Source organism: Blastomonas sp. RAC04 (assembly GCF_001713435.1).
Lineage (GTDB): Bacteria > Pseudomonadota > Alphaproteobacteria > Sphingomonadales > Sphingomonadaceae > Blastomonas > Blastomonas fulva.
In genome coordinates this window covers 712,279-733,161 of sequence record NZ_CP016460.1, presented here as the reverse complement: position 1 = coordinate 733,161, position 20,883 = coordinate 712,279, and the positions used below count along the sequence as shown (strand labels likewise).

Annotated in this window: 24 protein-coding genes; 10 read left to right on the top strand and 14 right to left on the bottom strand. The window is 63.7% G+C overall.

Translation table 11 applies throughout. The features are described 5' to 3' along the window. Positions 1 to 25: 25 nt before the first annotated feature. The gene (locus BSY18_RS04555; RefSeq protein ID WP_069049795.1) at positions 26 to 1,171 is read right to left on the bottom strand and encodes an acyl-CoA dehydrogenase family protein; all 1,146 of its coding nucleotides are present in this window, start codon (positions 1,169 to 1,171) and stop codon (positions 26 to 28) included. Positions 1,172 to 1,301: 130 nt separating this feature from the next. On the opposite strand from BSY18_RS04555, the gene BSY18_RS04550 reads away from it, so the two are divergent. Genes BSY18_RS04550 through BSY18_RS04535 form a run of 4 tightly spaced genes read left to right on the top strand, consistent with a single transcriptional unit; the run spans position 1,302 to position 5,840 of the window. Continuing rightward, positions 1,302 to 1,616, top strand: coding sequence for a Rieske (2Fe-2S) protein (locus BSY18_RS04550; RefSeq protein WP_069051692.1), 315 nt, complete (start codon positions 1,302 to 1,304; stop codon positions 1,614 to 1,616). Beyond that, complete coding sequence (locus BSY18_RS04545; protein WP_069049794.1) at positions 1,613 to 2,785, top strand: acyl-CoA dehydrogenase family protein; 1,173 nt, start codon at positions 1,613 to 1,615, stop codon at positions 2,783 to 2,785. Before BSY18_RS04550 ends, BSY18_RS04545 begins: the two co-directional genes overlap by 4 nt. Then, on the top strand, positions 2,782 to 3,750 hold the full coding sequence (locus BSY18_RS04540; protein ID WP_069049793.1) for an acyl-CoA dehydrogenase family protein: 969 nt from the start codon (positions 2,782 to 2,784) through the stop codon (positions 3,748 to 3,750). The genes BSY18_RS04545 and BSY18_RS04540 overlap by 4 nt, the downstream gene beginning before the upstream one ends. Beyond that, the gene (locus BSY18_RS04535) at positions 3,747 to 5,840 is read left to right on the top strand and encodes a hypothetical protein (protein ID WP_069049792.1); all 2,094 of its coding nucleotides are present in this window, start codon (positions 3,747 to 3,749) and stop codon (positions 5,838 to 5,840) included. The genes BSY18_RS04540 and BSY18_RS04535 overlap by 4 nt, the downstream gene beginning before the upstream one ends. 233 nt (positions 5,841 to 6,073) lie before the next feature. Here the strand turns inward: BSY18_RS04535 and BSY18_RS04530 are convergent, their stop codons facing one another. The 4 genes from BSY18_RS04530 to BSY18_RS04520 all read right to left on the bottom strand — a co-directional run bounded on the left by BSY18_RS04530 (position 6,074) and on the right by BSY18_RS04520 (position 8,845). Next, a complete protein-coding gene (locus BSY18_RS04530) occupies positions 6,074 to 6,388 on the bottom strand; it encodes an HPF/RaiA family ribosome-associated protein (protein WP_069049791.1) in 315 nt (104 codons plus the stop codon). A 6-nt stretch (positions 6,389 to 6,394) separates the two neighbouring features. After that, positions 6,395 to 6,664, bottom strand: a complete 270-nt coding sequence (locus tag BSY18_RS20600; protein WP_216094716.1) for a hypothetical protein — start codon at positions 6,662 to 6,664, stop codon at positions 6,395 to 6,397. Between the two features lie 54 nt (positions 6,665 to 6,718). After that, complete coding sequence (gene rimO, locus BSY18_RS04525) at positions 6,719 to 8,101, bottom strand: 30S ribosomal protein S12 methylthiotransferase RimO (protein WP_054133039.1); 1,383 nt, start codon at positions 8,099 to 8,101, stop codon at positions 6,719 to 6,721. Positions 8,102 to 8,185: 84 nt separating this feature from the next. Next, complete coding sequence (locus BSY18_RS04520) at positions 8,186 to 8,845, bottom strand: aquaporin (protein WP_069049790.1); 660 nt, start codon at positions 8,843 to 8,845, stop codon at positions 8,186 to 8,188. Between the two features lie 131 nt (positions 8,846 to 8,976). Here BSY18_RS04520 and BSY18_RS04515 point away from each other — a divergent pair, with 131 nt between their 5' ends. Continuing rightward, on the top strand, positions 8,977 to 9,735 hold the full coding sequence (locus BSY18_RS04515) for a CHAP domain-containing protein (RefSeq protein WP_069049789.1): 759 nt from the start codon (positions 8,977 to 8,979) through the stop codon (positions 9,733 to 9,735). A 1-nt stretch (position 9,736) separates the two neighbouring features. On the opposite strand, the gene BSY18_RS04510 is transcribed toward BSY18_RS04515, so the two are convergent. Both BSY18_RS04510 and BSY18_RS04505 read right to left on the bottom strand, forming a co-directional pair. Then, complete coding sequence (locus tag BSY18_RS04510) at positions 9,737 to 10,057, bottom strand: DUF3297 family protein (RefSeq protein WP_054133042.1); 321 nt, start codon at positions 10,055 to 10,057, stop codon at positions 9,737 to 9,739. A 45-nt stretch (positions 10,058 to 10,102) separates the two neighbouring features. After that, entirely contained in the window at positions 10,103 to 10,939 is an 837-nt protein-coding gene (locus BSY18_RS04505) for a S1 family peptidase (RefSeq protein WP_069049788.1), read from the bottom strand. A gap of 314 nt (positions 10,940 to 11,253) precedes the next feature. Here BSY18_RS04505 and BSY18_RS04500 point away from each other — a divergent pair, with 314 nt between their 5' ends. Next, a complete protein-coding gene (locus tag BSY18_RS04500; protein ID WP_054133044.1) occupies positions 11,254 to 12,099 on the top strand; it encodes an outer membrane protein in 846 nt (281 codons plus the stop codon). A 79-nt stretch (positions 12,100 to 12,178) separates the two neighbouring features. Here the strand turns inward: BSY18_RS04500 and BSY18_RS04495 are convergent, their stop codons facing one another. Next, positions 12,179 to 12,601 (bottom strand): DUF350 domain-containing protein, encoded by a 423-nt coding sequence (locus BSY18_RS04495; protein ID WP_054133045.1) that lies wholly within the window; start codon positions 12,599 to 12,601, stop codon positions 12,179 to 12,181. 78 nt (positions 12,602 to 12,679) lie between these two features. Here BSY18_RS04495 and BSY18_RS04490 point away from each other — a divergent pair, with 78 nt between their 5' ends. Continuing rightward, positions 12,680 to 13,546, top strand: a complete 867-nt coding sequence (locus BSY18_RS04490; RefSeq protein WP_069049787.1) for an ATP-grasp domain-containing protein — start codon at positions 12,680 to 12,682, stop codon at positions 13,544 to 13,546. Positions 13,547 to 13,594: 48 nt separating this feature from the next. Next, the gene (locus tag BSY18_RS04485) at positions 13,595 to 14,512 is read left to right on the top strand and encodes a tetratricopeptide repeat protein (protein WP_150126205.1); all 918 of its coding nucleotides are present in this window, start codon (positions 13,595 to 13,597) and stop codon (positions 14,510 to 14,512) included. A 49-nt stretch (positions 14,513 to 14,561) separates the two neighbouring features. On the opposite strand, the gene BSY18_RS04480 is transcribed toward BSY18_RS04485, so the two are convergent. Next, entirely contained in the window at positions 14,562 to 15,311 is a 750-nt protein-coding gene (locus BSY18_RS04480; RefSeq protein ID WP_054133047.1) for an SIMPL domain-containing protein, read from the bottom strand. Between the two features lie 129 nt (positions 15,312 to 15,440). On the opposite strand from BSY18_RS04480, the gene BSY18_RS04475 reads away from it, so the two are divergent. Beyond that, entirely contained in the window at positions 15,441 to 15,860 is a 420-nt protein-coding gene (locus BSY18_RS04475; protein WP_054133048.1) for a VOC family protein, read from the top strand. 73 nt (positions 15,861 to 15,933) lie between these two features. Continuing rightward, positions 15,934 to 16,383 carry a hypothetical protein gene (locus BSY18_RS04470; protein WP_150126204.1) on the top strand — a complete coding sequence of 150 codons (450 nt, stop codon included), beginning with the start codon at positions 15,934 to 15,936 and terminating at the stop codon, positions 16,381 to 16,383. Between the two features lie 18 nt (positions 16,384 to 16,401). On the opposite strand, the gene BSY18_RS04465 is transcribed toward BSY18_RS04470, so the two are convergent. From BSY18_RS04465 to aspS, 5 genes are all read right to left on the bottom strand, one after another. Beyond that, the gene (locus BSY18_RS04465; RefSeq protein WP_069049785.1) at positions 16,402 to 17,181 is read right to left on the bottom strand and encodes a polyphosphate kinase 2 family protein; all 780 of its coding nucleotides are present in this window, start codon (positions 17,179 to 17,181) and stop codon (positions 16,402 to 16,404) included. Beyond that, positions 17,178 to 18,152 carry a hypothetical protein gene (locus BSY18_RS04460; protein ID WP_171900171.1) on the bottom strand — a complete coding sequence of 325 codons (975 nt, stop codon included), beginning with the start codon at positions 18,150 to 18,152 and terminating at the stop codon, positions 17,178 to 17,180. The genes BSY18_RS04465 and BSY18_RS04460 overlap by 4 nt, the downstream gene beginning before the upstream one ends. 112 nt (positions 18,153 to 18,264) lie before the next feature. Further along, on the bottom strand, positions 18,265 to 18,645 hold the full coding sequence (locus tag BSY18_RS04455; RefSeq protein WP_069049783.1) for a type II toxin-antitoxin system VapC family toxin: 381 nt from the start codon (positions 18,643 to 18,645) through the stop codon (positions 18,265 to 18,267). A 15-nt stretch (positions 18,646 to 18,660) separates the two neighbouring features. Beyond that, complete coding sequence (locus BSY18_RS04450) at positions 18,661 to 19,011, bottom strand: hypothetical protein (RefSeq protein ID WP_069049782.1); 351 nt, start codon at positions 19,009 to 19,011, stop codon at positions 18,661 to 18,663. Positions 19,012 to 19,072: 61 nt separating this feature from the next. Beyond that, a complete protein-coding gene (aspS, locus tag BSY18_RS04445; protein WP_069049781.1) occupies positions 19,073 to 20,851 on the bottom strand; it encodes an aspartate--tRNA ligase in 1,779 nt (592 codons plus the stop codon). Positions 20,852 to 20,883: the final 32 nt, after the last annotated feature.

Genomic DNA, 20,883 nt, shown 5'->3' with positions numbered 1-20,883 from the left:
GTCTCGCCTGTCATCGGGGTTCGGGTCATCTTGGTTCCCGGGGCAGCTTCAGCACATCGTTGGCGATGATGTTAAGCTGGATTTCTGCAGCTCCGGCGGCAATGCCGGCGACGATGCCGCGCTGATGGTGCATCTTGAGATAAGGGTGCGCATCGGCAAGCGCCTCGGGCAGATATTCCACAACAAATTCCGCAACGCGACGCTCGGCCATCACCGTGGCAAAGCGTGCCACCGAACTTTCCGGGCCGACCTGCTGACCGCGTGCGCGGGTCGTGACGATGGCATAGCTTGACGTGCGCGCCGCTTCGCACAGGGCAGCGCAATGCGCCGCCTCGATCTTCACGGCATCGCTGCTCCAGCCACCGTTCTGCACCAGCACGCTAACTGCCCGGTCCAGCGCGGCACGCGCGAGGCTGTAGCGCGGAATGCCCAGGCGTTCGTTGACCAGGCTGTATGCAATGATTTCCCACGCCTGTCCCTCGGCACCGAACAGCGCGTCGGCAGGCACCAGCATGTCGTCGAAGAACACCTCGTGGATGTCGCCCTCGCCGATTAGCGAAGGGATCTGCCGCACGGTGATGCCCGGCGTGTCCATAGGAACCAGCAGGATGGAAATCCCCCGCTTGCGGTCTTCCGATGTCCGGCACAGCAGAAAGCACGTGTCGGCGAGCCCTGCATAGCTGGTCCAAATCTTCTGCCCGGTAACACGGTAATGCTCACCCTCCAGCACCGCGCGGGTGCGAAGCGAGGCAAGGTCGGAACCCGAACCAGGCTCTGAAAAGCCCTGGCACCACAGCGCACGCCCTTCGGCGATGGGCGGCAGGTAACGCTCCTGCTGCGCCTTGCTGCCGTACTTGATCAGCGTGGGGCCGATCCAGTTGATGTTCATGTACTGGCCACCGCGCGGTTCGCCGGCGACCCACATTTCTTCGGCCAGGATCGTCTGGTGCCAGGGATCAAGCCCTTCGCCGCCGATCTCCTTGGGCCAATGCGGAGTCAGCAACCGCTCCTGCGCCAGTTTTCCGCAGAACGTCTCGGCATACCGGGTCAGAGCAGGCGATGCGGGACCATGTTGCGAAAACCGCTCCCAATCCTCGGGAAGCGTTGTTGCGAGGAATGCCTGCAGACGCTTGCGAAAAGCGTCTTCTTCCGGGGTCCATTCGAAATCCATGTCGCATGGGGTAGCGTGCAGATCGCCACACCAGCAAGGCTTGCAACCCCGTGCCGGCGTAGAGATTGCCGGGGCGATGTCGCAGGGGGCTGGCTTTGCGACCGAAGCCGCGTGGATTATGCCAACCGGTATGGCAAATATGACATTCTGCGCCGCCCTGCCGCTGGCAGACCTGGGCGAAGGCGAGACCAGGCTCGTCACCCTGCAGGGCACCGACGTGCTGCTGTGCAGGGATGAAGGGGCGATATACGCCATTGCAAGCCGCTGCTCGCACCTTGAAGAGCCCCTGGCGTGCGGCAAGGTAAAATGGGGGCGCATCGCCTGCCCCGCGCATGGGGCACGCTTCGATCTTGCCACTGGCGAAGCCTTGAGCAAGCCTGCCACGCTTCCGATCCGCACATTTGCGGTGCGCGTGATCGGCGACATGATCGAGGTGGCGGCATGAGCGTGACGCTGGAGACGTTGCGCGACGAAGTGCGCACCTGGCTGGCAGGCAATGCGCCGAAAGACTGGCGTGAGGCCGCCACGCATGAGGCCTTCGTGACCGGCCAGCGGCAATGGTTCGGCAAGCTGGTGGCAGCAGGCTATGCCATCCCGCACTGGCCTGCAGGTTGGCAAGGCGGTGGCCGCAGCCTGGCCGAGCAGAAAGTGATCTATGAGGAACTGGCCCGCGCGGACGCCCCGCGGCTGCTTCTATCCTTCGTCTCGACCTATCATGCGTTTGCAACCCTTCAGGAGTGCGGCAACGATGCTCAGCGTGCACGCTATCTTCCCGCCATTCTCGAGGGGGAGACCTGGTGCCAGGGTTTCTCCGAACCGGGGGCAGGATCGGACCTTGCCGCGATCAAGACCCGCGGGGAGCGGCGCGGTGACGTATATGTTGTCAACGGGCAGAAGCTGTGGTCGACCATGGCGCAATATGCGGACAAATGCCTGCTGCTGGTGCGCACCTCGTCCGAAGGCGCAAAGCAGGCCGGGCTGACCTATCTGCTGATGGACATGAAGGCGCCGGGTGTCACTGTGCGGCCCATCCACCAGATTCAGGGCGATGAGGAGTTTGCCGAAATCTTCCTCGACAATGTCGAGGTGGCGCTCGCAGAACGGGTTGGCGAGGAAGGCGCAGGCTGGGCGGTCGCGCAGGCAACCTTGTCATCCGAACGGGGCCTGACGCTGATGGAACTGGGATATCGCATGCGCGGCAGCATGGGCCTGCTCACCGATCTTATCCGCAAATCCGGCAAGGCGGGCGACGCGGGGGTCCTGCGCGAACTCGGCCGGCTGTCGGCGCAGGTCGATGCGACCTGCGCGCTTGCCGACCGGTTCCTGCACAACCGGATCACCGGTGCCGAACAGGTCGGCGATGCCTCGATCGTGAAGAACAGCTATTCGCGCACCCTGCGCGCATGGGCCGACCTGGGCGTGCGTGTCGGCGGGCTTTTGGAACAATATCGCAAGCCGATCACGTTCGGCGATCTCAACACCGGCAACTGGATGGCCGATTTCATGAACAGCTATGCCTGGACCATCGCAGGAGGCAGCGAAGAGGTTCAACGCAACATCATCGCCGAGCGCATGTTGGAAATGCCGCGCGAACCCAAGAGTTGGGTGGCATGAGCATGGACCGCACCGAACTGCGCGACAGCGCGCGCAAGGCGTTTGGGGCATCCAGCGCGACAGGCGATGCAGCAGGCAACTGGGCGAAGCTCAGCGAAATGGGCTGGTTCATGATGACCGTGCCCGAGGCGCAGGGCGGGCTCGGCCTGGGCAGCGAGGCGCACGCCATTATCCATTACGAGCTGGGCCGGGCACTGGTGCCGGGACCGGTGATCGCCCAGATGATGCTGGTCGAGGCGCTAGCCGCGACAGGACAGTCAGACCTGCTGGACCGTGCGATGGCAGGCGGGAAGATGACCGCATCGCTGGCGCTGCCGACCGAGGACGATGTGATCGAGGCGGTCCCCGATGCGGATGTCGCCAGCCATGTCCTGGTGACCCGGCAGGGTTCAATCCGCGTTGTCCCGCTCGACCGATGCACAATCGCTGCCCAGCCAACATGGGACGAGACGCGGCGGCTGTTCGATGTGCGGCCGCCATCCGCCAGCGATGGTGTGGTCATCGCGCATGGGCAAGCCGCAGAGCAACTTCGGACTTCGCTGCTCCTGCAGATGCTGCTGGCCTTGTCTGCGGATTCGCTGGGCGGGGCGGAAGCGGCGCTGGCGATGACGGTCGACTATCTCAAGACACGCCGCCAGTTCGACCGGCCGCTGGCGATGTTCCAGGCGCTGAAGCACCGCGTTGCCGACCTCAAGATTGCCCACAGCGCCGCCGAAGCCCTGCTATGGGATCGCGCGGCTGGAAGGCCATCGCTGGCGCTGATGGCTAGCCTGAAGACGCACTGCACCGAAGCGTTCCGGCTGATTGCCGAGGATTGCATCCAGCTGCACGGTGGCATCGGGCTGACGCAGGAGCACCCCTGCCACCTGTTTTTCAAGCGCGCGATGCTGAACTGCGCACTGGGTGGCGACGCCTTCCACTGGGAAGAGATTGCAGGCCGTGCAGTGATGGAGACGACAGGATGAAGAACGGGCTTCTGGTTGCGGTGGCAGTCTCCATGACGGCGTCCCCTTTATGCGTGCAGCAGCAGCAGGACCCTGCGTCTGCCCCGGCACAAGACCCGATGTTCGCCGAACCTTATGTCGACGTCGACGAATGGCGCGCTGCGCCTGTCCGGCACCGTTATGTCCATGGCGGCTTCAAGGGAACCGACATGCGGTTTTCCTTCTATTTTCCGGACAAGGCACAATACCAGAACCGGTTTTTCCAATATGTCACGCCGGTGCCGGACAACGAAAACCTGGCCCAGGCACCGGGCGACGACAAGATCGGCTTCTCGATCAGTTCGGGCGCCTATTTCATCGAGACTAACGGCGGCGGCACCAGTGCGATCGCCGGCCCCGCATTCAGACCTGACCCTACCATCGGGGCGTTCCGCGCCAACGCGGCCGCCGCGATATTCTCTCGCACCCTTGCAGCGCAGATGTATGGCCCGCATCGCACCTATGGCTATCTTTATGGCGGCAGTGGCGGCGGATACCGGACCCTCGGCAGCATGGAAAACACAGTGGGGGTTTGGGACGGTGCCGTCCCATTCGTGCTGGGAACACCAATGGCCGCGCCGAATGTCTTTGCAGTGCGCATGCACGCGATGCGTATCCTGGAAGACCGGCTGGCGCAGATCGCCGATGCCATGGACGTGGGCGGTAGCGGTGATCCCTATGCGGGGCTGAACGCAGAGGAAGCGGGTGCACTGCGCGAGGTCACGAGAATGGGATTTCCGCTCAAAAGCTGGTTCGGCCACAAGACCATGGGAGTGCATGCGTTTACTGCGCTGTATCAAGGCATGGTGATGGCGGACCCAGGCTATTTCAGCGATTTCTGGACCAAGCCGGGGTATCTGGGATTCGATCGGCCCGAAGCCTTCAAGAATGCGCGTCTGCAGTTCGATACCACGGTGGAGCAACCGCTGGGGGAAGAAGCAGCCGTCGCGCGCGGCGTTCCCGATGTCCGCATTCCCGGGACGTCGCGGGGAACGGCGGAACTGGCATGGCAATCGGCAGTGAAGGACGGATCTGCGCGCCCTGTTGCCATTGCCTTGCGCGACACGCCGCCGGGCGTCGACTTCCTGGGCGGCGATCTCGTGATTCTGTCCGGCGAAGCCGCGGGCCAGCGGCTGGCGCTGCGCGCTATCAAAGGCAATATCGTGACCCTGGGCGTCGTCGACAGCAAGACATTGGCAAGGCTGAAGCCGGGCGATGCAGTGCGGATCGACAACAGCAATTTTCTTGCCGCGCAGACCTACCACCGGCACCAAGTGCCTGGTCCGGAATACCCTGTCTGGGATCAGTTTCGGCGACCAGACGGCCAGCTGGTCTATCCCCAGCGACCGGTCAATCTTGGCCCCCTGTTTGCGATGGGGGCAGCCGGCACGGTTCCGACCGGCAAGTTCAATGGCAAAATCATCGTGGTTGGCGCGACGCTGGACCGGGAGGCGTTCGCCTGGCAATCGGACTGGTACCGCCAGCGATTCGATCAGATTTACGGTGCGGATGCAGGCAACAGGTACCGGTTGTGGTACGCCGAGAATGCCCTGCATGGTGCCAGCGAGTGGGAAGGTGCACCAACCAGAGTCATCAATTACACGCCACTTCTGCAGCAGGCTCTGCGTGATGTGGCCACGTGGGTCGAGCGCGGCGTTCCGCCACCCGCCAACAGCGGGTACCGCGTCGATGACGGGCAGGTAATCTTGGCCGGGAACGCCAGCGATCGCAAAGGCATTCAACCGATCGTGACGCTCCGTATCGGAGGTGCAGACAAGGCTTATGTCAAAACCGGCGAGCCATTCGAACTGGTCGCAGAGATAGAGGTTCCGCCAGGCGCCGGCAAAATCGTAGACGCTTCGTGGGAATTTGAAGGCACGGGCCGCTTTGTTTCAGCTAATTTGACAGACACGCCCAGCCCGAAGATGCAGATTAGGAAGCAATGGCATTATGATACGCCGGGCACCTTTTTCGTCACATTGAAGGTTGAATCCGAGCGAGATGGTAATGCGTCTTCCACGTACGCTCGCATTCCCAATCTGAGCCGCGCGCGCGTGATCGTGTCGCCTTGAAAGCTTTTTCACATCGCCAGGTTCGCTGGTCTGGCGATTGGATAGCCTAGGTGTCCAGGACATCGGTCGAGGACCTTCGAACCCTCTCTCCCCGACCATTTATTCCGGCATCGATATAGAGCCGGAAATCGCGGTAGCTTGATCCAGCAAAAAGGGCGCTGCCCTTGCCGGGACAGCACCCTTCATCGCCATCATCTTTTGAGCTTGTCCAACTTCAGACCGCCCAAGAGCCCTCAGTGGGTCCTCAGCTTGCCGAAATGGCTTTCGAGCAGCGCCTGCATCTTGTCCGATGCATCACGCACCGCAGTTTCAGTCTGCCCTGCATTGCCCTTCACTGTCACCGGTTTGCCGCCCTCAGGGCGCGCTTCCAGGGTGCACACGATGTCATCGCTGCCACCGCGCGGGCCGTTGACATCGGCAAGGTGGATTTCGACCCGGCTGAGCCTGCTGGCGAACCGGTTGAGCCGCGTTGTCACGATCTCCTCCGCCTGCGCGGCCAGGTCCTCGTCACCGGTGATACGGTTGTCGGTATTGAACTGGATCAGCATCTGGGCTCACCTTACCTTTCTGGAACGCTCGAGAACGGGGCGATGCCCTTCAGCATCCAGCGCGCCCATCGGCGGGTTGTGGGCGCCGAGTTCGGCGATGCGCCCCTCTCCAGCGGTGTCGGTCTGGTGCTGCAGATATTCGGCGTTTTCGGCGGAATCGCCTTGCTGCTTGAGGTCTAGGGCCTTTTCCGACAATTCGGACTGGCCCGGCGGGGCTTTTTCGGTTTTCTTGCTCATGCCGCATTTACGCGCGGCAAGACGCAGAAGTTCCTGCAAAACCTCTGTCAACCAAGCGGTTAGGCTATGGACCGTGGCGTTCCGGCGCGGTGCTCAGGCGCCTGGTGCGATCACCCCGTAGAGGTCGTGCTCGTCGGCATCCTCGACCAGCACATCGACGAAAGACCCGGGCGCAAGGCCCTCTGGCACGTCGCGCAGATAGACATGGCCGTCGATCTCGGGCGCATCGGCCTGCGAACGCCCAGTGGCCCCGACCGAGCCGTCTTCCTCGTCGGGCTCGCCGACTTCGTCGATGATCACGGGCAGCGTGCGGCCGACCTTGGCGGCAAGCTTTGCAGCGCTGATCGCGGCGGTCTTTTCCATCAGCCGCTGGTAACGCTCTTCCTTGACCTCTTCGGGCACCGGATCGGGCAGGTCATTGGCGGCAGCGCCCTCCACCGGCTCGAAGCGGAAGCCGCCGACGCGGTCGAGTTGCGCTTCGTCCAGCCAGTCGAGCAGATACTGGAAGTCCGCCTCGGTCTCGCCAGGAAAGCCGACAACGAACGACGAGCGGATGGTGATATCGGGCGCGATGGTGCGCCACGCCTTGATCCGGTCGAGCACCTTGGCCTCGTTCGCCGGGCGCTTCATGCGCTTGAGCACCGCAGGGGCTGCGTGCTGGAACGGGATATCAAGATAGGGGGTGAGCAGACCTTCGGCCATCAGCGGGATGACATGGTCGACATGCGGGTACGGGTAGACATAATGCAGCCTCACCCAGGGCGCCTTGCCCTCGGGGGTCCGCAGGCCGCCGAGCTCGCGCGCAAGATCGGTCATGTGCGCACGCACCGGACGCCCCTTCCAGTCGCGCGGTTCGTGCCGGGTATCGACGCCATAGGCCGAGGTGTCCTGGCTGATCACCAGCAGCTCGCGGGTTCCTGCCGCGACCAGCTTTTCCGCCTCGCGCAGCACCGCATCAATTCGGCGGCTGACGAGGTCGCCGCGCAAGGACGGGATAATGCAGAACGAGCAGCGGTGGTTGCAGCCTTCGGAAATCTTCAGATAGCTGTAGTGGCGCGGGGTCAGCTTGATGCCGCCTTCGGGAACCAGATCGATGAAAGCGCCGCGCGCAGGCGGAGCGGCATCGTGGACGGCCTGGACGACATCCTCATACTGATGCGCGCCGGTGACCGCGAGCACATCGGGAAAACGCGCGCGGATGACATCGGCTTCGTTGCCCATGCAGCCGGTGACGATGACACGGCCGTTCTCGGCCATCGCCTCGCCGATCGCCTCGAGGCTCTCCTCCTTGGCGCTGTCGAGAAAGCCGCAGGTGTTGACCAGCACGACATCGGCGCCCGCGTAATCGGCGGACATCTGATAGCCCTCGGCACGCAGCTTGGTGAGGATGCGTTCGGAATCGACCAGCGCCTTGGGGCAGCCAAGCGAGACCATGCCGACTTTCGGCGGGGCGGGAATAGTGATGGGGGTGGTCATGATGGCTGCGGCAGATAGGCGTTTGGCGGCGATTTGTCATCGGAGAAGTGCAGCACCGCCGCCGGTACCCGCACAGCTGCGGTTTCAGTCCTCGACGAACAGCACGCGCCCGACCGCCCATGCCGCGATTGCGCCGGCAAACTGCATGACGACGAACATCGGCACATCGGCAGGGGCAATGCCTGCAAAGCTGTTCGACAGCGACCGTGCCACCGCAATCGCGGGGTTGGCAAAGCTGGTCGAGCTGGTGAACCAATAGCCTGCCACGATATACAGCGCGACAGCGGCTGGCACGTTGTCCGGCCGGTATCGCACACTCCCCAGGATCGTCAGCAACAGGCCGAAGGTCGCGACGAACTCGCCGGTCCAGTTGCCGATCCCGGCGCGCGTTTTGAAAGACATCTGCAGGATCGGCAGGTCGAACATCAGATGGGTCACGAAGATGCCGATGATCCCGCCGGTCAACTGCATGACGACGAACGCCAGCGCCTCGCGCGTGCCGATCTCTCCGCGCAGCCGCATCACCAATGTCACCGCCGGGTTGAAGTGCGCGCCTGAAACCGGGCCGAAAATGGTGATCAGCACATACAGAATCGCGCCGGTGGCCAGCGTGTTGCCGAGCAGCGCGATGGCGACATTGCCCCCGGACAGCGCCTCGGCCATGATCCCGGATCCGACGACACAGGCAAACAACAGCCCGGACCCGAGCCCTTCTGCAATGAGCCTGCGCCCCTGTCGCCCCATGGTCACTCCTCTCGAATCGCTGCGCAGCGATAGGGGCAACGCTGGAGCGATTGCCCCTCGGCTGCAAGCGCGAAGCGCTGCGAAGATCATGCTAAACTTTTTCTGAACCTTTCTGCCCCAGACTTGGCACGATGTTCCTGCGCCCCGGATTCTTGCCCGTTCTGGCCTGTGCTGCTGCCCTGACCATCGCCTCCCCGCAATCGGAGGCGCAGGAGCCGCTGCTGCAATGCGTGCCCTATGCGCGGCAGGTGAGCGGAATCCAGATCTATGGCGACGCGCACAGCTGGTGGCAGCAGGCCGACGGTCGCTATGCCAAGGGACAGCGCCCCGCGCCCGGCGCGGTGATGGCGTTCAAGCCGCATCGCGCGATGCAGCTGGGCCATGTCGCGGCGGTGAGCAAGGTCATCGATTCGCGCCGCGTGTTGCTCGATCACGCCAACTGGTCGCCGATCAACGGCCGCAAGGGCCAGATCGAGCGCGATGTGCTGGCCGAGGACGTGTCTGCCGCGAACGACTGGAGCGAAGTGAGGGTGTGGTACACGCCGATCGGCGGGCTGGGCACGACGCGATATCCGGTGCATGGGTTCATCTATCCGCAGGGCCGCGCGCCCCGGCAGCTGCAGACGCCGCCGGTGCAGATCGCCTCGAACGCTGAAGCAACCCGCGAACTTTCGCGCGACGAGCGCAAGGCGCAACGCAAGGCCGAGCGGCTCGCCGAAAAGGAAGCGCGCAAGAAGCTCAAGCAGATCGAAAAGCAGCGCCGAGACTATGCGCGCTATCTCAGGCAGCAGGACAAGGCCCGGCGCGAAACCGTGCGCATGTCACCGCCGCCGCTTCCCGCTCCGCAGGCCGATCCGATCGGCGACCTGATCAGCAGGATCGGCGGCTAGCTCAGCCTGCCTTGGCGACCGGAGCGTCGTCGCCCAGATCCTTGTACCAGGCTTCCACCGGGCCGCTCAGTTTGAGCGTCAGCGGCTGTCCCTTGCGGTCCATGGTCTTGCCAGCCTGGACGCGGATCCAGCCTTCGGAGATCGAGTATTCCTCGACATTATTCTTCTCGACGCCCTTGAAGCGGATGCCGATGCCGCGCGCGAGCAGATCGCCGTCGAAATGCGGGCTGCGTGGGCTGATCGCCAGACGATCGGGCGGCACATCGCCGCTGGCCGCTGCTGCGGGGGTGGTCTGTTCGGCGGTTTCGGGCGTTTCGGTCATCGCGTGTGTCCAGTCATCATGGGCTTTGCGCGCCCATAGCCAGCCCTAGCGCACATCGCAATAGACCTGCCGGATGATCCCCTGGTCGAGCAGGACGCGGAACAGCGATGCGGCGCTGGCGGGGGTCGAAAGATTGGTGATCTGGCCTCGGTCGTCCACCGCCGCGCTCGCCTGCACCAGCCGCCCGATCGCCACAGGATCGGTGGTGAGCACCCGGCCACGGCGCGGCGTGGATGCGGCGTTGACCCCGACCACCCTGCCCTGTTCGTCAAAGGTCGGCCCGCCGCTGATCCCGCCCAGCGCACCATCGGTCGGAGGCAAGCGGTCGCCTTCGGCCCAGGCGAGGATCGGTTCGGCAACTCCGCCAGGGCCGCCGCGTTGCGCAAAGGTCTGGCCGATATAGCGCGACACAACGACCGAGGGTTCGCCTGCCGGAAACCCCATATGATAGCCCAGCGCACCCTCTTCGGGCAGATCCTCGGTCAGCGCCAGAGCGAAGCGCGCCTGCGGACCCTGGCGTATCACCGAGACATCGGCCTCGGCGCTTTCGAGGACATCGACCAGCGGATCGATCGCTCCATCGGAGACCATCCCCAACCGGTCGCACCCGTGCGTGACATGCTGCGCGGTCAGCCAGGTCCCGTCGCGATCCACCGCAAAGGCCGTGCCCTGGCTATCCTGCTGCGGGCCGGGATCAGCAATGACGAAACTCTCGCCGATCTCTGGCATTGGGCGGCGCGGGTTGCGCGGATCAAATTGCTCGACCACCAGCGCGCCGTCCTGCCACTGCGGATCATCACCGCTGAACCAGACCCACAGCAACACGCCCCCCAACACCCAGGGCAGGCAGCCGCGGCGATTGCTGGTGCGCTTGCTGCTCATGAACACTCCGGATTGTGGGAACCAATGGCGGCATCGCGCATACTCCCAAGGCTAGTGGTTGGGCCACCGGAATCAAGTGCGACGGGACGCTTGCTGGCTCAAAGTCATGTCCAAAGATTCTCATGTCTTCGATGATGACTCAAATGAACAGATGATAACGGTGTTATTAATCAGCCATTCATGTCATCATTTGTGACAAAATGAGACTGTGACAAATCGGCAACGCGTTATCCACATTATCAAATTACTTGGAACCGGGATCACATCTGTTGGTTTGGCAAGCGTCTGAATTAAAAACGCAAGGACGCGAACATATGACTACCCCCATCAAGTTTTCCGCAGTTTCTGCCATCGCCATTGCGATGCTGGCAACCCCTGCCTTCGCCCAGACCGTCAAGGAAGATACCGATTTCGACGGCGTCTATGTCGGCGGCCATTTTGGTTATTCGGCGCAGTCGAGCGATCGCCGTGAGGGCGTGGTGTTCGACACCAACGTCGATGGCGATTTCGGTGACGGAGTGTTTACCACCTCGGGCGCCAACGCATTCGCACCTGGCTTCTGCAAGGGCGCGGCTCAGGCCAACAACGCGGCTGGCGGCTGCCGTCAGGACCAGAACGGCATCGAGTATGGCGTTCGCATCGGTGCCGACAAGCGTTTTGGCAACTTCGTGCTCGGCGCACTGGTTGAAGGCAGCCGTTCGGAAGCCAAGGATTTCACCACCGCATTCAGCAGCACCCCTGCCAACTACACCTTCACGCGTGAACTCGATTACGCCGTGTCTGCCCGTGCCCGCGCAGGCTACACCCCCGGCGGCGGCATCCTGTTCTATGCAACCGGCGGCGCGAGCTATGGTCGCATCGAAAACAGCTTCCAGACCTCGAACGGCGCCAACTCCTTCACGCCGCGCAACGGCAAGGATTGGGCATGGGGCTGGCAGGCCGGTGGCGGCGTCGAAGCCAAGATCGCTCCGAACATGAGCATTGGTCTGGAATATCTCTACAACACCTACACCAACGACGATTACGTCGTGAACGTCGGTCCGGGCACCGCGCCTGCGACCAACCCGTTTCTGCTGGTGTCGGGCCAGACCGACATGCGTCGCAGCGATCCGAACTTCGATTTCCACTCGGTCCGCGTCACCACCGCATTCCGTTTCTAATCAGCGGACGATCCTCGCGGATGTGAATTTGCGATGATCCGAAACCTGGCGGGGCGCCTAACGGCGCTCCGCCATTTTTTTATCCGGCGACCGCTGCTGCGTTGAGGCAGGCCAATGCGATCTTGGTCATCGCCAGAAAGGTCGCCGCAGCCACTTCGTTCTCCTCGATCCGTTTCGACAGGTTTCCGATCAGCAGATCGACCGCGCGAAAGGCGATGAGCTGGAGGATCAGCGTGACGCTGCCCCAGATCAGCACGTCCCAGACGTTCACCGAGGCAGCCAGGCAGAACGCCAGCGGCAGCGCGAGGCCGATCGCCGCGCCGCCAAAGGACACGGCCGCCGCCATATTGCCTTCGCGGATCAGTGCGAATTCGCGATGCGGGGTGATCCAGACATACAGCGCCAGCGCCGCGGCCCAGGCCAGCGTCGCCGATCCCAGATGCAGCATGAAGATGGGCAGCCCGGCAAACAGGCTCTGGATTACGGGGGCAGGATCGGTCATGGCGCGAACTGTTGACTCGAAACCGCCGGGCGATCAAGCCTCAACGCCTTGCCCCTGCCAAACTGACCGAGTGCCTCCATGTCCATCTGCATCCTGATCCCCGATGATGCCGACCTCAGCCGGTATGACGACTGGCGTGATCAGGCACGGCAGATAGAGCCGTTGCTGGCGCGCCACGGCAAGTCCGTCGAATGGCGCGCATGGACCGATACGCGGCCGCTGGCGCATGATCTGGTACTCCCGCTGATGGCGTGGGGCTATCATCGCGATCTGCCACGCTGGCATGCGCAGCTCGACAGCTGGCACGGCACACGCTTTCTGAATCCGCTCGAGATACTGCGCTGGAATACCGACAAGCGCTATCTGCTCGAACTCGCTCGCAAGGGCGTCGCCATCGTTCCGACCCGGTTCCATGAGGCGCTGGACGAAGCCGCGCTGGCCGAGGCGCGCAGCCATTTCGCGACCGGCGAGATCGTCATCAAGCCGCCGGTGTCGGCAGGATCTGACCATACCTGGCTGCTGCGCGACGGCGCGCCCTGTCCTGCAGATGCGCTGGGCCGCACGATGCTGGTGCAGCCAATGATGCCGTGCATCACCAGCGAAGGCGAACTGTCGCTGTTCTTCCTGGCGGGAACCCTTGCGCATGCCATCGTCAAGCGCCCCGCCAACGGCGATTTTCGCGTACAGGGGCAGTTCGGCGGGATTTCAACCGCGATCGATCCCCCGGCGGCGGCTCAAACCTTGGCCGCGCAGACCATCGCGGCGGTTGGCAGCGATGTGCTCTACGCCCGCGTCGACATGGTCGGAGATGGCCATGGCGGCTATGTGCTGATGGAAATCGAGCTCATTGAACCCTGGCTGTCGCTCGATCGGACCGCCGATGGCGGGGAGGCCTTTGCCGCAGCGATCGCGGCGGCTTGCGCCGCCCCGGCCAGCCACGGTTAAGGTCCGCACCGCCATGCGCTGCTCCGACCTCCAACAGGATATGGCTCCATGACCCTGCCCCTCATTTCTGCACTGATGCTGCTTGCAGCCGCGCAAACCGCACCCGGCGAAAGCGTCGCCCCGCCAGGCGGGCAACCGGCACAGCCCGAGCAGCCGGCACAGCCCGTCGCGGCAGGACAATCCGGCGAGGCGCCCGCGCAGCCTGCGGGACCCGCTGCACCGGCGTTCGTGGCGCCGCTCAACGACGAGGCCCGGTTCGAGGCGTGCATGGACATGGCCACCGAAGATCCGGCGAGCGGCATCGTCGCGGCGAATGAATGGCTGATCGGCGGGGGCGGCTATTTCGCACGGCACTGCCTGGGCTTTGCCTATGCCAAGGACGGGCGCTGGGGGGCCGCTGCCGACGCGTTCGTATCCGCCGCACGCGATGCGGAGCGCGCACGCGACAACCGCGCTGCGAACCTGTGGACCCAGGCGGGCAACGCCGCGCTCGCCTCGGGTGACGCAGCGCTCGCGCTTACTTATTTCGATGCAGCGATGGCGCGAGGGGTCAGCGAGGGGCTTTTGCTCGGCGAACTGCATCTCGACCGCGCCCGCGCCCTGGTGGTGGCAGGCAAGGCCGAGGAAGCCGAAGCCGCTTTTGCCGAGGCGCACCGGCTGGTGCCCGAAGATCCGCTCGCCTGGTTGCTGTCGGCGACGCTGGCGCGCAGACAGGGTAAGCTCGACCGTGCGCAGGCCGATATCGACATCGCCACGCGCCTCGCCCCGCGCGATCCCGAAGTGGCGCTGGAGGCTGGCAACATCGCTGCGAGCGCGGGCAAATACGACATCGCCCGGCGCAACTGGACGCAGGCGATCGATATCCGCCCCGACGGACCGATCGCCAAGACCGCGCGCAACCATCTGACCCAACTCGACGAGGCGGAGGCCGGGGCAAAGGGCGCCGAGCCAGCCAAGGCGCAGTAAGGACCAGTCACCTCCCCTCCCGCAAGCGGGAGGGGAGAGATCGCCGCAATCAATCCAGGTAGAAGTCCACCGTGGTGACCACGCGGACCTTCTTGTAGGGCGTATCGCTTACGCCCCAACCGCCGCCGGTGTCGCCATCGCGCGATTCGACCGAGAAATAGCCTTGGGTCGCGCTCTTGATCCCGCCCACGCCGGTGCCGCTGTCCTGAGCGAACTGTTCGGCAGAGGCCCGCGCATCCTTGGTCGCTTCGGCCACCATCTTAGGCTTGATGTCGTTGAGCTTGGTGAAGCTGTAGGCCATGCCTGAGCCTTCCTCGAGCACCACGCCACGCTTGATCAGGTCGAACTGCCGCTTGACCGCCGCCTGTGCCTTCTTGATGTCGTTGGTCCGCAGCGAAAGGCGCTGGCGGATGGTGTAGGTGGTGGTGCCGTAGTTGTTCTGGAACTGCGAGACGTTCGCGCCGGTCGGTTGCAGCGCATCGCCATCAAAACCCAGATCGGTGAAGAAACCGCGCAGCGCCTTGGTGTCGGCATCGATATCGTCCTGCGCTGCAGCCAGATTGTCCGCCTGCGCCGAATAGGCGATGGTCCAGGTGGCAAGGTCTGCGGTCACATCCTTTTCGGCAAGCCCGCGCACCGTGACCGAGCGATCGGCCTGCTTGGCACGGAGCAGGCCGTCACCCAGCAGATAGCCGCCTGCGACCATTCCCAGTGCAAGGATGCCGGCCCCTGCCAGCAGCACGTTGTTCGCCACCCAGCCACGTTTGCCCGCGCCGTCCGATTCCCCGCCCTCAACCATTCCCATTGTCCTTTCAATGCCACACGCAGCGCCTATATTCGGCAGGTAACCCCACCTGACGGCACGACCCATCGATTAGCCTTGCTGCGATGAACCGTGCCTTAACTGAGATGAATTGAGTAGAGTATAATGACGAAATATCTGCACACCATGATCCGAGTCACTGATCCGGAGGCCACCGTCCGGTTTTTCGAGCTGATCGGCCTGAAAGAGACCAAGCGGTTCGACAGCGAGCAGGGCCGGTTCACGCTGATCTTTCTCGCGGCGCCCGGGCAGGAAGGCGTGGCCGAGGTCGAGCTGACCCATAACTGGGACCCGGAGGTGTACACCGGCGGGCGCAATTTCGGGCATCTGGCCTATCGCGTCGAGAACATCTACGAAACCTGCCAGCGGCTGATGGACGCAGGTGTGACGATCAACCGCCCTCCGCGCGATGGCCATATGGCCTTCGTTCGCAGCCCCGACGGCATTTCGGTCGAACTGCTGCAGGAAGGGCATCTGCCGCCTGCCGAACCCTGGGCCTCGATGCCCAACACCGGTGCGTGGTAACGGTCTGGCAACGATGCTGGATAGAGTGTAAACTGACGCCCGGAGTCAGGGGGCGAATGAAAGGATGACGGACGTGCGTACACTTCCAGTTGCACTCGCTTTGGCGGCTATCATCGGCTCGGCGCCGCTGCTCGCTGCTGACAGCCGCCAGGACGAACTGCGCGATAACACGCTCGCTGCTATCGCCGGGCTGGATGAGCGTGGCCAGAAGATCGCGCAAAATTATCTCAAGGATCGCGTCGCAGGCAAGCCGGTCAGCTGCGTTCCGCGCATGCGGCTCCGCCGCTCGGCGGCTGCCAGCGACGATGTGCTGATGTACGACGACGGCGCGGTCGTTTATGTCAACACGCCCTATCTTGGCTGTCCGCGCGCGCGGGACAATGTGCTGATATCGGTTTCGCCAAGCGCGCAGATGTGCTCGGGCGACATCATCCAAGTGGCCGATGTTCAGGTCGGAATCCCGCTGGCCAGTTGCACGCTCAACCAGTTCGTCCCGTTCCGCAAACCGAAGACAGGCGGCTGACCCGCATACCGCGGGCGCTCAGCCCTTATAGCCGAACGCGTCCCTCGCCATGGCGACCAACACAGGATCGGCGTCTGGCAGGTCCTTCGGCACGCTGGCATCCAGCCGGTCGGCCAGATAGGTCAAAGCGGCGATGCGCGCGGCTTTCTTGTTGTTTCCGTCGAACACCGCCCAGGGTGCCCAGCGCGTGTCAGTCTGCTTAAACATGGCGTGGATTGCCGCGAGATACTCATCGCGCTTGGCGCGGTTGCGAAAGTCTTCCTGCGTCACCTTCCAGCGCTTTTCGGGAACCGACAGGCGGTCGGCGAGCCGTTTGTCCTGGGTCGCCTGGGTGACATGCAGAAACATCTTGATAATCGTGGTGCCGCCATCGACCTGCTGCGCCTCGAACTCGTTGATCTCGTCATAGCCGCGCTTCCAGTCGCGCTCGCTGCAGAAGCCCTCGACCCGTTCGACCAGCACGCGGCCGTACCAGGACCGGTCGAACACGCACACCTCGCGGCTGCCGGGCAGCTTCTGCCAGAACCGCCACAGGAAGTGTCTGTCACGCTCATAGGGTGTCGGTGCGCTGATCGGCCAGACCTGGAAGTAACGCGGATCCCATTCGGCGGTCATCCGCTTGATGATGCCGCCCTTGCCCGCCGCATCCCAACCTTCCAGAACGATGATCGCGCGGCGGCCGTGGACGATGTGCCGGGCGTGTGCGTGCGACAGCCGCTCCTGCAGCTTCTTGAGCACTTCGGCATAATCACCGTCGTACGATGCGCCCTTTTCGTAATCGGAAAGCTGGATGCTCATGGACGGCTCCCTGAAAGTCTGTCTTCGCGCGTGGCGTAATCGGCTTCGGCGGCGCGGCGCGCGCCGATCCGGTCGAAGGCGGCGACAATCGCGCGCTCGCGCGGCAGCAATGTCTGCGCCTGGCGGTAGCGCACCAGCGCCTCATCCAGATCGCCGCGCTGCTCGGCGCACAACGCCAGGTTGAACACGACCGAGCTTTGGCCCGGCACTTCGCCATCCAGCGCCTGCCAGATATCGCATGCACCCTGGGGGTTGCGTGCGGTGGCCTTGAGCGCATCGCGGAAGCGGTTAGACTGGTCCTTGTCGAGCCCCTTGCGCACCTCGAGCACGCGGATGACATCGCTGCGATAGACCGGCGCGATGTCCAGGCGGACTTCGGCCACGGCGCTGCCGATCAGCGCAGATACGGTGTCCTCGACGCTGCGCGCCGCAGCACGATCGGGGCACCAGACGATCTGGTCGCGCTCCTGCAACTGACGCTGATAGACAATTGCGCCATCATCGAGCCGCGCCATGCGCAGCGACGGGTTGAATGTGACGATGCGGCGCTGGCAGCGGATCTTCTGGTTTTCCTCGCGCACGCATTTGTCGTTGTCGTCGCGCTCGACGCAGACCTTTCGGTCCTCCTCTACCGGCTGGTTCTGCACCGCGGCATTGGCGATTCCCGACAGGATCGCATCGGCAGGCGCACTCGATCGCTCGGCCACCACGCGGAAATAGGGTTGGCCGTAAATCGCGAGCTCGGCCAGCATGCCTTCCAGCGCAAACGACAGTTCACGCCCGTCCCTGCCACCGAAGCGTTCCACCACCAGCGATCCGACCGCGGCCGCCGCGGGCGAGCGCGCCGGATACAGCCCTTCCACCGTGAGCGTTTCGGCCGAGGCGGGCACGGCAGCAAATCCGCTCGCCAGCGCCATTGCTGCAGCCAATACCCGCGCCGTGACCCCGCGTGAATGCTTACCCCGTTTCACGACACCCCCCATCGCTCGCCATTCCCACTCATGGATCGATTCCGCTGAAATGTAACATGTTTCTGGGCCAAGTCATGGCCCAATGCTGTGCGCTTCATCACCGCCTTCTGTGTCAGGCAGGGATGCAGCGGACGCCGTAGACCGGAAATTTCGCATCGTCGGTGATGACAACCGCACGCTCGGCAAGGGCCTGAGCGATGATCAGATGATCGAATGGGTCGCGATGATGCAATGGCATGGCTTCGAGCACGCGAAGATGCGCAGGTTTCAGATCAACCATCGCGATGCCCTGATCGAGCAGCGCCTCCATGATCGCAGCACCGCTGTCATCCATCTTGCCGACCCGGTGCTTGACCGAGATCTCCCACAACGTTGCCAGGCTGACGAGCACCTGGTTGGCCGAATCGGCGATCAACGCGCGTGCGGGTGCACCTAGTCTGGGATTGTCCTGCAGCCACCACAGCAGAATATCGGTGTCGAGCATCAGGCGCATCGTCGCGAGCCTTGTCTAGTCGGCAGGCCAGAACTTGTCGTCGTCCTTGCCCTCCATGGCATCGATCAGCCATTGCGGGGTTTCACAGAAATCATCCGTCATCCGGTTCTGCCCCCGCAGTGCGCCCGGCTGCCGGGGCTTTTTCAGCGGCACGAATTCGCTCACCGGAGGCAGCGAAGGCGCGGCAACGCAGGTCTGCGGCATTTCTCGCGCTCCGGCTGGCGGCGGCGCGGCAGGAGCATCGCCCGCCGCGACGCCCTGCAGATACGCCTTGACCATCGCCGAGAGCGACGTGCCCAGTTCGGCGGCGCAGATGCGCGCCAGCCGGTGGGTCTCGTCATCCAGTGCGATGGTCACGTTCTTCATGACCAGCACAGTATCACAGTTTCACAGTTTTTTCAATCTGCGCCCGTGGGACAGAGTGTCATCAGCCCTTGGGCGTCTCTGCCACCCGGATGTTGAGCTCGCGCAGCTGCTTGAGGCTGACCGGCGACGGTGCGCCCATCATCAGGTCCTCGGCCTTCTGGTTCATCGGGAACAGCACGACCTCACGGATGTTGGGCTCGTCGGCGAGCAGCATCACCATGCGATCGACACCCGGTGCCGAGCCGCCATGCGGCGGCGCGCCGTACTTGAACGCGTTGATCATTCCCGAGAAGTTCTTCTCGACATCTTCCTTGCTGTAGCCGGCGATCTCGAACGCCTTGTACATGATGTCGGGACGGTGGTTCCGGATCGCGCCCGAGGACAGTTCGACGCCGTTGCAGACGATGTCGTACTGCCAGGCGAGGATATCGAGCGGGTCCATCGTCTCCAGCGCTTCCATCTCGCCCTGAGGCATCGAGAACGGGTTGTGGCTGAAGTCGATCTTCTTGGCGTCCTCGTCATATTCGAACATCGGGAAGTCGACGATCCAGCAGAACTTGAACACGCCCTGCTCGATCAGGTTCAGCTGCTCGCCCACGCGCGTGCGCGCCGCGCCTGCGAGCTTCGCCGCCTGCAGCTCCTTGCCCGCCGCGAAGAACACGCCATCATTGGGGCCGAGGCCGAGCTCTGCGATCAGCTTGGCGGTGCCTTCCTCGCCATGGTTCTTGGCGATCGGGCCGCCGGGGACACCGTCGCGGATGTTGATGTAGCCAAGGCCAGCATGGCCTTCGCCGCGCGCCCAGTCATTCATGTCGTCGAAGAACTTGCGGCTCATCGCGCCGGCGCCGGGAGCGGGGATTGCGCGCACCTTGCCGCCCGAGCCCACGATCTTGTCGAACAGGCCAAAGCCCGATCCCTTGAAGTGGTCGGTCACATCGCTGATCACCAGCGGGTTGCGCAAGTCGGGCTTGTCCGATCCGTATTTGAGCATGGATTCGCGATAGGGGATGCGCGGGAATGCGCCTTCGGTGACGGCCTTGCCGTTGGCGAACTCGCGGAACACGCCTCCGAGCACGGGCTCCAGCGCCGCGAACACATCGTCCTGCGTCACGAAGCTCATCTCGAGGTCGAGCTGGTAGAATTCGCCCGGGCTGCGGTCGGCACGCGCGTCCTCATCACGGAAGCACGGCGCGATCTGGAAATAGCGGTCGAAGCCCGCGACCATCAGCAGCTGCTTGAACATCTGCGGTGCCTGGGGCAGCGCGTAGAACTTGCCGGGGTGGACGCGGCTGGGAACCAGATAATCGCGCGCGCCTTCGGGCGACGATGCGGTGAGAATCGGGGTCTGGAATTCGGTAAAGCCCTGGTCGACCATCCGCTTGCGCAAGCTGGCGATGACCTGCGAGCGCAGCATGATGTTGCGGTGCAGGCGTTCGCGGCGCAGATCGAGGAAGCGATAGCGCAGGCGAATATCCTCGGGATATTCCTGCTCACCCGCGACCGGCATCGGCAGCTCTTCGGCAGCCGACTGAACGATCACCTCGCCTGCGCGCACCTCGATCTCGCCGGTAGGCAGGCCCGCGTTCACGGTCTCGGCCGAGCGCGCGACAACCGTGCCGGTCACCGTGACGACACTCTCCACGCGCAGCCGCTCGAGCGCGGCGAAAGCGGGGCTGTCGGAATCGGTGACGATCTGGGTCAGGCCGTAATGGTCGCGCAGGTCGATGAAGAGCAGATTGCCATGGTCGCGCTTGCGATGGACCCAGCCCGAAAGGCGGACCTGCTGGCCAACATCGGATGCGCGAAGCGCGGTGCAACTGTGGGTGCGATATGCGTGCATGGAAAACCGTCAATCCTGATCGAGACAAGAGG